A 15,411-nucleotide genomic window follows, 5' to 3' on the forward strand; every position below is an offset into this window, starting at 1 on the left:
TGTGAACTTCCTAACTTCGTTTTAATCAATAGTTCAAAGAACGGACGAACAGGCTCACGTCTGTATAATAGTCTCAATAGTTGCGCAACGACCACCTTTGCCGGAAAGAGGGGGCTCGAATACGGATAAATTACCGGCAATTAGTAATAGTAGTTAATATTCAAGCCCCTCTTTCCACCCGCAGGGTGAAGAGAGGGTGACGGGCGCAGCCTCGTCGGGTGAGTCTTCGTCGCCATATTAACACGCCAGGCCAGCCTCTTGGCACGCCTATTGATGTTTAAACATATAAAAAAGGAACATATAACAATGAAAACAATATTTTATCCCGAAAACGAACGTGGAAAAAATGATATAGGCTGGTTAAAGGCAAATTTCTCTTTCAGCTTTGGCCCTTACTATAATCCCGAACTGATGAGTTTTGGAGCTCTTCGGGTTTTAAATGACGATATAATAGCCGGGGGCAAAGGTTTTGGCTTGCATCCGCATGATAATATGGAAATTGTTACCATCCCGCTGGCAGGCGGCCTTGAACATCAGGATAATATGGGCAACAATGGCGTTATTAATGCCGGTGATGTACAGGTAATGTCGGCCGGAACCGGTGTTTATCATTCAGAATATAATGCATCTAAAACAGATGCCGCTAAAACATTACAGATATGGTTGTTTCCTAAAGAGCGAAATGTAGCACCAAGATACGATCAAAAGAGTTTTAGTGGTCAGTTTAAGTTAAATGAACTAACCGTGCTGGTATCACCGGATAGAAGCGAAGGCAACCTTTGGCTGCACCAGGATGCCACTTTTAGCATGGGTACTTTCGAGGCAGGAAAGGCCTTAAATTATGCTATAAAAACACCCGGTAACGGCGCTTATGTGTTCTTGTTAGACGGCCTTGCTAAAATAAATGGCACCCTACTAAACAAACGGGACGCTATAGGTGTTTATGATGGTAGTTCATTTACAATTGAAGCCCAAGAAGAATCCCGTTACCTGATCATTGACGTACCCATGTCATAAATCCTGCAAGCCGACCGCCAAGAGCCGATTTTTTCTGAACTGCAAAACATTTTGACAATACGTTGTTGTATGTCAAATTATAACCTAATATATGGCAGAACAGGTAATTACCGGCTGGCGAAGGTGGATGCTAAACATTGGCGAACAATGTGTCTTCTTCGGCAGATTTTTTAGAAATATTTTTGCAGGCGGCTTCGAGTGGTCGGAGTTTGTGCGGCAGTGTTACGAAATTGGCTACAGGTCCCTGATGTTGGTGGGCATTACCTCCTTCATCATGGGCTTTGTCCTAATTCTTCAGCTCAGGCCATCGCTGGTCTCGCTTGGTGCGGCAAGCATGCTGCCTAAAACCCTCGCCGTATCGTTTGTGCGCGAAATGGGCCCTGTTATTACCGCCATTATTTGCGCCGGTAAAATAGCCTCCAGTATTGGCGCCGAATTGGGCAGTATGAAGGTTACCGAGCAAATAGATGCCATGGAAGTTTCCGGCGCCAACCCCATACAATACCTGGTAGTAACCCGCATTATAGCAACCAGTTTAATGGTGCCATTATTATCGGTAATTGGTGATGTAATAGGCTTAGCGGGTGGTTTCCTGGCCCTTAACACCAACGACAAAATAAGCTTCACCCTGTATTTTCAGAAATGTATTGGCTCGCTTGATTTTTCAGACTTTTTACCAGCTGTAGTTAAAACAGTATTCTTTGGCTTCGCGATAGGCTTTGTGGGATGCTACAAGGGCTATCACTCCAATAAAGGAACTGAAAGTGTGGGCATTGCCGCAAATTCTGCTGTGGTAACCGCTTCGCTTTGGATCTTCGTTATCGACGCTATTGCTGTACAAATCACCAGTATGTTATATTATAGGTAAGATGGCAGTAGCAAAGGAAAATATTGAAAGGGCAGAAAAACCACTTGAATCTAAGGATGAGGTGGTTATACACGCCAAAGGTATAAAGAAGTCGTTCGGGGAGAAGGAGGTATTAAAAAATATCACTTTCGACCTGAAGAGGGGCGAGAATATGGTGGTGCTGGGCCGATCGGGTCAAGGCAAATCGGTTACCATACAATGTGTGGTTGGCATGCTAAAACCCGATGGCGGAGAATTAATGGTTTTTGACGATGAGGTAGCCGAAATGAGCGACGAAGAGCTTAAGCAGCTGCGTATTAAAATAGGTTTCCTGTTCCAGAGCGGTGCTTTGTATGATAGCATGACCGTACGCGAGAACCTCGAATTTCCGCTCACCAGGGTACTTAAACTAAAAGACCAGGCCGAGATTGATAAAAAAGTAGAAGAGGTATTAGATAACGTAGGATTGCTTGATGCGATTGATAAACTGCCCTCTGATCTGTCGGGCGGGATGCGCAAGAGGGTGGGCCTGGCCCGTACGCTTATTGTGAACCCCGAGATTATGTTATACGATGAGCCCACTACGGGATTAGACCCAATAACTTCCCGCGAGATAAGTGAGCTGATACTCCACATGCAAAAAAAATATAAAACATCATCCATCATCATTACCCACGACCTGGAGTGCGCCCGCATTACAGCAGACAGAATTATGGTTATGAACGATGGAGAATTTATAGCCGAAGGCAGCTGGGCAGCGCTACAAAAATCAGAAAACGAACTTGTCCGATCATTTTTTAACAAAACAACATGAAAACCACATCATCACAAAAAATAAAAATCGGCCTTTTTACATTTCTTGGCCTTGTAATACTGGCACTCGCCGTATTTTTCATCGGGAGCCAGAAAAGTATGTTTAACTCCACCTTTACTGTTTATGGCACCTTTAAAAATGTAAACGGATTGCAGGTGGGCAACAATGTACGCTTTGCGGGTATTAACGTTGGTGTGGTTCAATCCATCAACATCATAACCGATAGCTCTGTACGGGTTGATCTTACCCTGAACGATAAGGTAAGGCAATTTGTAAAAACCGACTCGAAACTGAGCATCGGCAGCGATGGTTTAATGGGCGATAAGCTGGTTGTTTTGGCTCCCGGCGGTATCGCCAGTAACCAGCAGGTTGCCGATGGTGGCCGGCTTGCTTCAGTAAACCCGGTTGATGTGGATAAAATAATAACCAAACTAACTAAGGTGGCCGATAATGCCGAAGAGATGACCGGCGACTTAGCTGAAATTGTAGGCAAAATAAACAGTGGAAAAGGGAGTATTGGCAGGCTATTAAATAACGATAACCTATCCAGGAGCCTGGAAAGCACTGTTGCCCAGGCCCGTACAACTATGAAAAATGTGCATGCTACCACAGGCACCTTAAATGAGGATCTGAAAGCTGCGCAATCAAACTTTTTATTAAAGGGTTTCTTCAACAAAAAGAAAAAAGCAGCCAAAGCCAAGCAGGACTCTATCAAGAAAGCCCAGGAAAAATTGCAGAAGGGCCAGGATAAGGCCGCGAAAGAAAAGGCAGACGATAATAACTAAAAAAGATTCAATTAAAAGGGCTGTGTTGTACTGTAAAAGACATTAATTGGGAAGGAACCTATTTCAGATATGTTGCGGCAATCGGAACGGGTGTTATAGGTAAAAAGCCTTTACAATGCTATTGTTTTTAGTATCTTCGTTTAAACCTTGAACGGAGATACTAATTCATGGACGATAGCAATATTATTATATATCAAACCGAAGACGGCAATACAAAAATTGAAACGCGCCTGGAGGGCGAAACCGTTTGGCTTACGATTGATCAAATGGTCGAACTTTTTCAAAAATCGCGATCAACAATTAATGAACATATTTTAAATATTTTTGAAGAACAGGAACTCAATAGTGAGTTATCTATAAGAAAAATCGGAATTTCCGATTTTTCTACCAAACCAACTAATTACTATAACCTCGACGTAATCATTTCCGTCGGCTACCGTGTAAAAAGTCACCAGGGTACCAAATTTCGTCAATGGGCCACTGCCAGGCTAAGGGAATACATTGTAAAAGGTTTTACAATGAACGACGATATGTTGAAGCAAGCCGGAGGCGGAAACTACTTTGAAGAGTTACTTGCCCGCATCCGCGATATCCGGTCGTCCGAAAAGGTATTTTGGAGTAAGGTACTTGATATTTACGCTACCAGCATAGATTACGATCCCAAACTCGAAATATCAGTCCTCTTTTTCCAAACGGTACAAAATAAAATGCATTGGGCTGCCCACGGCCATACCGCAGCCGAAATTATTTATCAGCGTATTGATGCCCAAAAAACAAACCTTGGCCTTACCCATATCAAGGGGAACAAACCAACACGGCAGGAAATAGAAGTTGCAAAAAACTACCTTAACGAAAATGAATTGAACGTACTTAACCGCATGGTAACAGCCTATTTAGAATTGGCCGAGCTGCAGGCGCTTAACCGGAAACCTATGTACATGAGTGATTGGATAGCACGTTTAGACGAATTTGTAAGAATGACCGGTAACGACATTTTACAAAATGCCGGCAGTATCAGTCACGATCAGGCCTTAAAAAAAGCGAAAGAGGAATTCGAAAAATATAAAGAGCAAACCAAAAATGGCCTTTCTGAAGTCGAAAAGCATTTTTTGACCCAGATTGACAAGACCATTAAAAAAATAAAACCTAAAAAAACCGGATAAGCACGGTGTTATCCAATTAAGGTATGCAAACAACCCCGCTTTTATTTTCAATTAAAAAAAGGGCCCATCCTTTATACTATACTGTTAGTTAAAGTAGGCCCTCTTTTGTGTTTGTGGATATTGTTACAGGTTATCCTTTTTAGTTTCTACGGCATCCTGTACCGCTTGCGGCAGGTTTGATAGCAGATTATAACCGGTGGCTTTCTCAATGTCCCGCACGGTTACGCGGTATTGTTTCCAATCGGCATTAATGGTGTTAATATTGGGGGTATTTACGGCGATTACCCTTGTCGATGTTGTAATCCTGTTAACGTCGCCATCGCCGGTTGGCACAACAACAGCCACTTTCCACACGTTACTTGGCACCGTTACATGGCCGCTGGTAATAGTACTTACAGACCCATTTGAGCCCGTTCCGCCGGTTCCGTAACTTCCCATTACTATGTATACTTCATTCCCGGCAACAACCTGCTCGCGCAGGTAATTTTCAAGATTGGCCCAGGTTTGCTGGTTGTTTTGCGGCGCCTGTGGTATCATATTGGTCATCAGGAATGTGGCCGAATTGGCGTTAACCGAGCTTGTACGGTCGGCCGAAGGGCAGTTATGTCCCCTATCGAACCCGGAGCCAGAATAGCTGTTGCTTTCTACCTCGTAAAAACCTGCAGGCAAGCCGTTAAAACCTGCAAAATTGTCAAGTCGTGCGGTGGCATTGGTAATATTGGTAGCATCAAGATGCCAGCTTACCCAATTTGGTGTGCCGCGTGTGCTGTTATACGATTCTTCGTAATATTTTTGATCGATGAGGTAGTTGTTCGCCATAACAATAGCTGGCTGTGCATCTGAGGGATTGCCCAGCAAAATGTTGCTATTGTCGCCGGTTGCCGGCTGCGCATCGGTGCCTGCAATAACTCCCCTGTCGGGCGCTGCTGTACCGGTGTTGCCCGTAGTATCGCTGCCGCCGGTATCGGGTGGGCCAACAATAATTCCAGGATCGCCAAGGCCTTTAAAGGTTATATCATCAATGTTAATGCGGGTTGTACCCAGTTTCCTGATCTGAAAACGGACTTTTGCTGTTGTAGTCACCTTAAATGAGTCGGTAACCAGGCTGGTGCTGTTTTCGGCGATGTCCGTACCCAGCTGCGTAAATGTCGCACCGCTATCTGTCGAGATCATCAGTTGCCAGGTTGATGCTGCATCATTCCCGTATTTGGCATGTTTGATGCTGATTTGCTTTAAGCCTTTCACATCAAATTTCATAGTGATATCGCCGGTGCGCAGCCTTACTGCTTTATTGCCGTCTTTAACATCAGCAGCCAGGCTGCCGATCAATGCATCGTTAAAACTCCACAAACCAGTACTTAGCTGGACGTTTGCAATTGCATAGGCCATTTTGCTGCCGTTTTCAAAATTTTCAACAACTGTATAAGGCACAGGCTGTTGTATAACCGTGGTATCACCGGGCGGGATGTGCGGATTTTGAAGGTCTTTTTTACAGCCGGCCATAGCCAGCATTAAGCCAATGCAGATAAATAAATTTCGTAATTTCATAGGATAGTTTTTAATGAGGCAAAAATCAGCTATTTATATTAACTAAATATTAATAAACTATAGTAATGCTATAGTTGCGAGTTGTCTACCGAAATAATCACAAATTCAAGGCCTTACTAAGGCAAATGCATCTAAATACTTAGCACGATGAACCTTTATTTAATAGTAGTTGACGGAGTAAACTTAGGAGGTGAAGAAGATATAAGCATCAACCATAACTTGCGTTATTCCCCGGTTCTGATTAAAAAATCCATGTCCATCCGGTACTTGTTTTAACCAACAACAGACGCAAATATTTGTATGCGCTTACATTGCGTAAAGTACCCGTTTTTGTGTTAACCATGCAAAACAATAAGATATTGATAATCAAATATTTGAAAAGAATTTTACTCGAAATGTGTTAAGTTATGTTAACCCAACTTAGATGCGTTTGCCCCGAAACCGTTATCTTCTATCGCTTTACCTAATGGGAATAATTGTATTTTTGCCAATTGATGGCAAGATGCCGGCGTAATTACAAAAAACATGTTTGAAAATCAGGAAAGAACAAATCTGGAAGAATTAGGCGAATTTGGCCTGATAAGCCATTTAACCAAAAATATAAAACTAACGCAGCCAAGTACCAATAAGGGAGTAGGGGATGATGCCGCTGTGCTTGATTTTACAGGTAAAAAAGTGCTGGTAAGCACAGACATGCTGTTGGAGGGCATTCATTTTGATTTGGCTTACACACCCTTAAAGCATTTGGGTTACAAGGCGATACAAGTTAACCTGAGCGATATTTACGCCATGAACGGCACGGCTTCGCAGGTTACAGTATCTATAGGCATGTCGAGCAAATTTCCGTTGGAAGCCATTGAAGAACTGTACGAAGGCATTTACATAGCCTGCGAAAAATATAACGTGGATTTGGTTGGCGGCGACACCACATCATCAAAACAGGGTCTGGTAATCAGCGTAACATCTATTGGTTATGCCGACGAAGCCGATGTTGTTTACCGCAATGGAGCCGGCGAAGGTGATTTGATTTGCGTATCAGGCGATTTGGGCGGCGCTTACACCGGCCTGCAATTACTGGAACGCGAAAAGCTGATTTATTTGGAAAATCCCAATATTCAGCCCGACCTGGAAGGCAAGGATTACATTGTAGAGCGCCAGCTAAAGCCGGAAGCCCGCCGCGATATAGTGGAGCTGCTTAAAAGCATCGAGGTAAAACCTACGGCGATGATAGATGTATCTGACGGCCTTGCTTCCGAGATACTGCACATTTGCAAGCAAAGCGACAAAGGCTGCAATTTATACGAAGAAAAGATCCCGCTTGACCCGATGACCTACGAAACAGCCCGCGAGTTTAACCTCGACCCAACGGTTTGCGCTTTAAGCGGCGGCGAAGATTACGAACTGCTGTTCACCGTAAAACAATCAGACTACGATAAGATCAAGTTTAAAATGGATATCACCATTATTGGGCACATCACCGAGGCATCTGCAGGCTGTAACCTGGTTACAAAATCCGGAAATTCGCACCCCCTGAAAGCACAGGGATGGAACGCGTTTAAAAAAGCAGAATAAATGTTGAGGAGGCTTTTAGATAGGTTTTATTTAAATAATCACCCCGAGGGCAATGTACCTGTAGTCGTAAAAAGGGGCGTAGCATTGCTTTATTTAGCATTGATTATTCAAATGGCCAATAACTCGCTTGATCATATCCACCTGTTTGAATTTATTACCGAATTGCTTTTGGCTATCTATATCATATTTGCTACAGGTGAGGGTCGCAAATGGGCCAGGATCGTAACATTGATTTTTATTGTTTTTAATTTACTATCGTTCATATGGGCTGCGATAGTTTTCTTTCAAAAAAATCCGGCTGTAAAATTAAGTCCGGTAGTAATGGGGTTGTTTTTAGCAGAGATCCTGTTAGAAGTTACTGCCATTACCATGCTTTTTTCAAAGAGCGTGTCCGTTTGGTTTAACAGGCCAAGGGTTGTCTTATAAATATAAAATGGCCGGGTGCTATAGCACCCGGCCATTTTATGTTGCTTTAAGCCTTCGGCGTTCTGCTGAAGCTTATTTACCCATAGATTTATCCCTTATCGCTTTAAACTCCGAACCAGGCTTCCAGCCAGGGAAGGTGCTTTCATTACCCAGTTTGGTACCTATCCTGAAAAGAATATCGGCAATTTGGGCCATACCTGTTGCATCCATATCCGGCATGTAATTATCGGCCTGCTGATGGTAGCGGTTTTCGTTATAATCTTTTTCTTTATCGGCACCATAGGTACCATCATGTAACTTGCTGATGCTACCTATATTAATATCAAGCGCAGGCACACCGAGTTTGGCAAAATTGAAATGATCTGACCGGTAATAGCTTCCGGAGCCGGGTGTACGGTCACCAACCGTGGTTAGCCCGTCCTGCTGTGCGATAGCTCCGACGTAGTCTTCCAGTTCATTTTGCCCTTTACCGGTTATGGCTATGTCTTTAGTTTCGCCATAATCGCCAATCGCGTCGATGTTTAAATCGGCTACGGTTTTGTTAAGGGGATAAATAGGATGGGTTGCATAATATTCAGATCCTAATAAACCCTGTTCTTCGCCAGTAACCGCTAAAAATACAATGGAACGCTGCGGTTTTGCCGCCGATTTTTTAAACGCGTTGGCTATCCCGATAATGGATGCCACGCCATCAGCATTGTCAATTGCTCCATTGTAAATGCTATCGCCCCTGGCGTTGGGTTTGCCAATGCCCAAATGATCCCAATGGGCAGTATATAGTACGCATTCGGTGGGCCTGGCGCTACCTTTTAAAATGCCAATGACGTTATGAGATGTAGAATATTTTAGTTTGGTGTTAACGGATAAGTTAACAGTCCTGTTAAGTGGAATAGCCTTAAAATTTTTATCGCGGGCAATGGCGCGAAGATCTCCGTTTATACCGGCATCTGCGAAAAGCTTTTTGGCGGCGTCTTCTGTAATCCATCCCTCAACCTTACAGCGGTTCATGTGCTTGTCGGGTTGTGTTAAATAAAGTTTTGCTCCCGAGTTACTGTTTGAAACAACATTCCAGCCATAGCTTGCAGGCGCTGTTTGGTGAATAATGATAACCCCGGCTGCGCCCTGGCGCGCGGCTTCCTCAAATTTATAGGTCCAGCGGCCATAATAGGTCATGGTATCCCCCTTAAACAAATCTTTCCGGCCCGATTTAAAGCCCGGATCATTTACCAGCACCACTACCGTTTTGCCTTTTACATCCAGCCCTGCGTAATCATTCCAATGATATTCGGGTGCTACAACACCATATCCGGCAAAAACCAAAGGAGAGTTTTTAAGCTCAACAGTAGCCACCTCGCGGCGGGTGAAAGCTACAAAATCGCTGGTAACATGCAGGCTTAACGGCGATTTGCCTCCGCTGATCTCCATGGTTGGCGATGGCGTACTGGTAACCTCAACCATAGGAACATCCTGGTAGTAACTGCCATTATTTCCTGGCGCTAACCCTGCTTTTTTAAACTCAGATGAGATGTAGGCAATGGCTTTGTCCTCTCCGGCGGTAAACGGCTTGCGGCCCATCATCGAATCGGCTGCCAGTACCGCTATTTTTTCTTTGATTTCTTCGGGGCTGATGGCCTTGGCTGCCTCTTCCGTTTTTTTATCGTGTTTACAACCCGTAAATACAACGGCGCCGAATAATAATAAAAAACAAGATTGTTTAATATTCATATAGGTGGTGTTTTGTCAAATGTAATTAATTGGGGTTGATTATAAAAGCCGCCCCAATTGTCGTATCAACGATAAATTGACGGATTGTATTTAGCCCAAAGCCCTAAGTGCTAATTCAAAAAATCAACTTTAGACTTACGACTTAGTACTTTAGACTTACCACTATTGCTTAATGCCGTATTTGCGCGCAATTTGCGGGTACACATCAATCAGCGCGTTTGATTTTCCGTCCCTGTCAAAAATCTGTTCCCAGGTGCTCAGCGGTTCCCATATAAATGAACCGATACCTTTTCCGCCAGGTACAGTAAATGCAATATCGTTAACTTCTTTTTTTAGTTGAGTATACTCGGCAACCATAACCTGTTTATGATAACGAAGGGCCATATCGGCCATGTTGGCTTTCAAATCATCCGGGGTGCCATGCCATTTGGGATAGTATGACAGCCCTATCACATCAAACGGCAAATTTCTCGCTGCCATGTTATCCATAAAAAAGCGGGACTCGAGGTTTTGACCGCCCAGGGCAATATGCACCATGATGATGGTTTTCGGGCTAACGGCCTTTACGCCTTTTATCCCGGCATAAATGAGCTGCGCCAGGCTATCCAGGTTGTTAATCTGCCCTTCGGGCCAAATCATTCCATGATTAATCTCGTTGCCAACCTGTACCATATCGGGCGTGGTGTGTTGATCTTTCAGCTGTTGCATCACCATAGTGGTATAATCCTGCACCGATTTTTTTAGGGTCATAAAGTCCTGCCCAACCCAGGCTGCCGGTTTGTTTTGCTGCTGCGGATCGGCCCAGTAATCGCTGTAATGAAAATCCAGCAGTAGCTTCATACCCGCAGCTTTTACGCGTTTAGCCATTTGCCTGGTATGCTCCAGGTCGCAAAATCCTTTTGTTGGCGAATATCCTTTGGGCCCGGCAGGGGCATTAAAAATACGCAGCCGGATGTAGTTGAAGCCATGCTCCTTCAATATCTGAATGGCATCTTTTTCAACGCCTTTATCACTGAATTTAACCCCTTTTGCTTCCAGCTCGGGCAGGAAAGATATATCTGCACCCAATATTTTGTCTGTCACGGATTGGGCGACATACTTATTATTGGTTACCCTGTGTGGCCTTCCGGGCTGCACGGTATGTATTTCGGTTGATCCGGTCCATAAACTGTCGCTTTTCGCTTCAAACTTTATACGGCCACGGGTACTACCGGCAATAAGCTTTACCCAAAGCTCGCCGTTTTTCATGATAGCCCGCGCCGATGTATCAGTTATTGTAGCTGCAGCATCGGCTTTGCCGGACGTTATTATCGCCGCTATCCGCGCATCACCCAGTACCGAAAAACGGATAAGGTTACGGGCCGTTTTTACTTCGTCGCCTTTACTGTCAATTACCACCACTTTAATCATTACGTCGTCGGTACCATTGGCAATAACTGTAGTTTTATAAGGGGTAATTTGTACCTCGGCCGGCTGACCGGCGGCCTTCACCGCCCGGCGACGCTGGCCAAACGAAGCAGAAGCTAATAAAAGCAAGGAACCAATGACAATAAAAGAGAAAGAGGATCTTAACATAACTTTATAAATGGTTAATAAAGATAATGCTTTGTAGGCCTCGATGTAAAACTATCGGCAATGGATAACATGATCTTTACAAAGGCTATGTTCGGATTGTTTTATGACCAGTTTCTTTTGTACCATCGTTTTAGCCTGGCGAAAAAGGCAATGCGCTGCCAGGCAACCTCGGCACTAAGCAGGGCGATGATTGCGAATACAGACGCCTTTATGGCATCGCCCTCTGAAGAGAAGGTTCCGGCCAGGGCTATCACATATACCAGAACTGGAAGCATTAAAAGGATACAAAGCCCCGGCACGCCCAGGGGGATTTTGAATGGCCTTGCCCTGTCGGGTTCTTTTATGCGCAGTTTTACCAGCGAAATATATTCTAATGAAAGACCTGCCCCATACACGGTTACGTCGATAATAAACAATTCGCCCAATTTCCATAATATCATAAAACTCACCACCAGCGAGCAAATAATGATGGATACAAAGGGCGTGTTAAACCGTTTATGTAAACGGTTGATCCCTGCGGGCAGCAGCTTGTCCTGGGCCATTACGTGCGGCACCCGCGAAACGGATAATAACACAGCCGCATAAATACCTAAGGAACTCGCCATACCGCCTACGGCAACAACAACGCCAAGCCAATGCCCGGCTATCAATTCGCCCAGGGCCGGCATCCCTTCATCGGTAAATTTGGTATGATTGATGCCCGATTGCTGGGCTACCCAGGTTATAAAAAAGTAAACCACTATAACCAGCGTAAACGCGATGATTATGGATAGAATATAGGAGCGTACCGGCCGCTCTACTTCTTCGGCATAGGTTGTCACGTTGTCCCAGCCCAGGCAATTCCACATCACGGTATACAATGCCATCCCGAACGATGGAAATGTGAGGCCCTTAAAAGATGGTGCAGGCAGCGTTAATGGCCCGCTATGGTGATGAAGGGCCAGCACAATTACTATAACCACGGGAGCCAGTACAATGGCGCTTAAAAATAAGCTTGCTTTGCCCACAGGTACAATACCCAATATATTTAAGCCCGCTGATGCCCAAATGACAATTAAACAAACCTGTATTTTATATTGGGCAAGTTCGGGGTAAAAAAAGGAGGCGTACATAACAAACAACACGGGGTAAATGGCCAGGTCTACAAATGTATAAAGCCAGGTCCACCAGCCTTCATAAAAACCCCAGCGGATGCCAAGTGCGTGTTTTACCCATTTATAATAACCGCCATTAACGGGCATCATACTGTTTAATTCCAATACGGTTAATATGGCAGGCACATCCCACAAAAGCGGCGTAATTAACAGGATAATCAATGCGGCATGATCGCCGGCATAGCTTAACAAAGGTTCCAGGCCGTAAGGCCCACCGGATACGGTAAAGAAGATAACAGCAATAAGCTGTATGGGCCTTATCTTTTTTAATGCGGCGGGTGATGGCATAGAGTATAAAAATATAACTTAAGTGGTAATAAGCGAAGGGTGGGCTTTTTATTTAACAAAAAAGCCCCGATATCCCGGGGCTTTCAACAATCTAAATTGCGTAATTACAAACTCAGCCACTTCTTGCGCACAGCCAGCTGCTGTGCCGATGGGCTGTCAACAGGTACTATTTTATATTTTACCCTGTTGCTTTTCAACAGCGTTACCGGCAAGGTAACAGATTGCCCGTCGCGGTTAACGGTTACCTGTATTTTGTCGCCTGGTTTTTTGCCGGTTATCAGGTTTGAGCCATCGGATATCGGGTTGTCGTCAATTGCGGTTATTTCGTCGCCAACGTTAACCCCATCTATATATGCTGCAGTGCCACGGGTTACGCTGGTAACCATTACTTTTTTGGCTGCGGTGGTGCCGGTGGTAATGCCCAGGGCCGCATCATTGTTATCGGCCAGTTCATCAACTATTTTGTATCCGGCGTAACCCAGGTATTTGTTGTAGTCAACAGGGTCAAGGCCGTTTATGTATTTTTTATAAAAATCATCCAATTTTTTACCTGCAAACATTTCAAATCCTTTTTTAAACTCAGCATCGGTATAACCACGTTTTTTGGTTTTGTAATAGGTTACATACATGTACTTCATTACATCGTCAAGATTGTGTTTTTGGGCCGAGTTGTTAATGATCTCCAAATCCAGCATCATGCCAATTATTGCGCCCTTGGTGTAATAAGAAATGGTGGTATTGTTTGAATTTTCGTTGGGGCGGTATGCTTTTATCCAGGCATCAAAACTCGATTCGGCTACGGTTTGCACGTTTTTGCCGGGCAGGTTTTCTAATACGTTAAACTCGTTGGCAATTTGTTCCAGGTAGTTTTCGGGCGGATAAAGATTGGTGCGACGAACGGCTACCTCCTGGTAATATTCGGTAAAGCCCTCGGCAATCCATAGGTTTGTGGTATAATTTTCATTGTCGTAATCAAATGGGCCTAATACTATCGGGCGCAAACGTTTCACATTCCAAAGGTGAAAGTGCTCATGCGCTACCAGCCCCAAAAAACCCTGGTATCCTTTTTCGTTACCGTAATTATCGCGGCCAATACCCAAAACAGTCGACGCAAGATGCTCTATGCCGCCTCCGCCACGCAAATGATTGTGGATAATAAAAGTGTAATGCTTATTAGGGTTTTCGCCAAATATGGCCGCTTCCTGCTGAATAATTGCATGCATGTCTTTTTTAATGCGCTCTTTATCATAGTTGCCGCCGCCGTACATACATACTTCATATTTAACGCCGTCAACGTCAAACCCAAAAATGTCCTGGTTGCCCACTTCAATAGGCGAATCGAACAAAATATCAAAATTTGGCGAGTGGCGTACAAAAGGGTTGCCGTTAACCATCTCCAAACTGGATGAAACTTTTGCCCAGTCACTATAGGGTGTTATGGTGATGCTTGCCGGCGAGTGCAACATATTGGCAGGATAAATAAATATCCCGGATGTTGATAAAAAAGCGTGTGTTACATCAATATAACTGGTGCGAACCGACACCTCGTTGGCGTAAACGCGGTACCTGATGGTAACGGCGGCTACACCTTTGGTAGTAATGCGCCAGGTGTTTTTATTGATTTTGGGCGAGGCTACTATTTTGCCGTTGATGCTGGCGCTAAAGGCCTCGATGTTTTTGGCAAACTCTCTCACCAGGTATGAGCCGGGTGTCCAAACGGGCATTTTCAGGTCAAGGGTGGTTTGCTTAAGCCCGGTGATATTCATCTCTATTTCGACATAATGAGCCTGGGCTTCGGGGAACGAAACGGTGTACGATATATTTGTTTGGGGTTGCGCCTTACTGGCGTTTACATTCATAAAAAGTAAAATTAATGATACAGTCGCGGTCAGCTTAATTGGTTTCATGTGTGCAAGTTATAAAAATTATAGTTTTTTAAAATATCGGGCTGTTTTACACTTGTAAAATGGTTGATACATGCAACTAATTAACGCGGTGGCTCAGTATGTTTGCTGCCGCTTATTTAAAATGCAGCTGATAGAACCCATATCCCGAAAACTGATACGTTTAGGTAAGTTATACCTTAACGTGCTGGCAAAGCATACCGCACACCTGGATGTTACCCGGTACCATTTTATTCTATCGCTTATATATTACCATGACGGGCAGCTTACCCAGAACGCGCTGGCGCAAATACTGGATAAGGACAAATCGGCGATGGTAAGTATTATTAATATGCTTACCGCGAAAGGTTTTGTTTACCGAGAAAGCAACCCTAACGACCGCCGCGAGCATTTGCTGCGGGTTACCGAAAAGGCAAAGCTGGCAGTGCCGCAGATTGTGGAAACTTTTGAGCATATCAACGCGGATATTACCAGGGGCATATCGGCCCATGAAATGAAAATATTTGAAAGCGTATTGCAAAAAATGCAGGCGAACATAAAGCCAAGTACAACCGAACCCAATTTAAAAATCACAAAATGATTGTTGATTAAAT

General features: G+C 44.2%; 13 protein-coding genes. 8 read left to right on the forward strand and 5 right to left on the reverse strand.

The genetic code is table 11. The features are described from left to right. Positions 1-306: 306 nt before the first annotated feature. From BMX56_RS00005 to BMX56_RS00025, 5 genes are all read left to right on the forward strand, one after another. Positions 307-1,017: a pirin family protein gene (locus BMX56_RS00005; RefSeq protein WP_090641504.1), complete on the forward strand. Its 711-nt coding sequence runs from the start codon at positions 307-309 to the stop codon at positions 1,015-1,017. Positions 1,018-1,108: 91 nt separating this feature from the next. Continuing rightward, positions 1,109-1,885, forward strand: a complete 777-nt coding sequence (locus BMX56_RS00010; RefSeq protein WP_090637821.1) for an MlaE family ABC transporter permease — start codon at positions 1,109-1,111, stop codon at positions 1,883-1,885. A gap of 1 nt (position 1,886) precedes the next feature. Further along, on the forward strand, positions 1,887-2,678 hold the full coding sequence (locus BMX56_RS00015) for an ABC transporter ATP-binding protein (RefSeq protein WP_090637828.1): 792 nt from the start codon (positions 1,887-1,889) through the stop codon (positions 2,676-2,678). Beyond that, positions 2,675-3,463, forward strand: coding sequence for an MlaD family protein (locus BMX56_RS00020; protein ID WP_090637831.1), 789 nt, complete (start codon positions 2,675-2,677; stop codon positions 3,461-3,463). The genes BMX56_RS00015 and BMX56_RS00020 overlap by 4 nt, the downstream gene beginning before the upstream one ends. 167 nt (positions 3,464-3,630) lie before the next feature. Continuing rightward, positions 3,631-4,626 (forward strand): virulence RhuM family protein, encoded by a 996-nt coding sequence (locus BMX56_RS00025; protein WP_090637837.1) that lies wholly within the window; start codon positions 3,631-3,633, stop codon positions 4,624-4,626. Between the two features lie 123 nt (positions 4,627-4,749). On the opposite strand, the gene BMX56_RS00030 is transcribed toward BMX56_RS00025, so the two are convergent. Beyond that, positions 4,750-6,174 carry a DNA/RNA non-specific endonuclease gene (locus BMX56_RS00030; RefSeq protein WP_255369730.1) on the reverse strand — a complete coding sequence of 475 codons (1,425 nt, stop codon included), beginning with the start codon at positions 6,172-6,174 and terminating at the stop codon, positions 4,750-4,752. Positions 6,175-6,699: 525 nt separating this feature from the next. On the opposite strand from BMX56_RS00030, the gene thiL reads away from it, so the two are divergent. Together thiL and BMX56_RS00040 are read left to right on the forward strand one after the other, a co-directional pair. Next, a complete protein-coding gene (gene thiL / locus BMX56_RS00035; RefSeq protein WP_090637842.1) occupies positions 6,700-7,746 on the forward strand; it encodes a thiamine-phosphate kinase in 1,047 nt (348 codons plus the stop codon). Continuing rightward, positions 7,747-8,172, forward strand: coding sequence for a hypothetical protein (locus BMX56_RS00040; protein WP_090637847.1), 426 nt, complete (start codon positions 7,747-7,749; stop codon positions 8,170-8,172). 72 nt (positions 8,173-8,244) lie between these two features. On the opposite strand, the gene BMX56_RS00045 is transcribed toward BMX56_RS00040, so the two are convergent. From BMX56_RS00045 to BMX56_RS00060, 4 genes are all read right to left on the reverse strand, one after another. Further along, a complete protein-coding gene (locus BMX56_RS00045) occupies positions 8,245-9,897 on the reverse strand; it encodes a M28 family metallopeptidase (RefSeq protein ID WP_090637851.1) in 1,653 nt (550 codons plus the stop codon). A gap of 162 nt (positions 9,898-10,059) precedes the next feature. After that, positions 10,060-11,472: a glycosyl hydrolase 53 family protein gene (locus BMX56_RS00050; RefSeq protein WP_090637856.1), complete on the reverse strand. Its 1,413-nt coding sequence runs from the start codon at positions 11,470-11,472 to the stop codon at positions 10,060-10,062. 101 nt (positions 11,473-11,573) lie between these two features. After that, positions 11,574-12,914: an APC family permease gene (locus BMX56_RS00055; RefSeq protein ID WP_090637860.1), complete on the reverse strand. Its 1,341-nt coding sequence runs from the start codon at positions 12,912-12,914 to the stop codon at positions 11,574-11,576. 104 nt (positions 12,915-13,018) lie between these two features. Next, positions 13,019-14,821: a M61 family metallopeptidase gene (locus tag BMX56_RS00060; protein WP_255369731.1), complete on the reverse strand. Its 1,803-nt coding sequence runs from the start codon at positions 14,819-14,821 to the stop codon at positions 13,019-13,021. Between the two features lie 70 nt (positions 14,822-14,891). On the opposite strand from BMX56_RS00060, the gene BMX56_RS00065 reads away from it, so the two are divergent. Next, a complete protein-coding gene (locus BMX56_RS00065) occupies positions 14,892-15,398 on the forward strand; it encodes a MarR family winged helix-turn-helix transcriptional regulator (RefSeq protein WP_090637864.1) in 507 nt (168 codons plus the stop codon). Positions 15,399-15,411 lie beyond the last annotated feature (13 nt).

It is taken from the genome of Mucilaginibacter sp. OK283, from assembly GCF_900110415.1.
In the GTDB taxonomy this organism is placed as follows: domain Bacteria; phylum Bacteroidota; class Bacteroidia; order Sphingobacteriales; family Sphingobacteriaceae; genus Mucilaginibacter.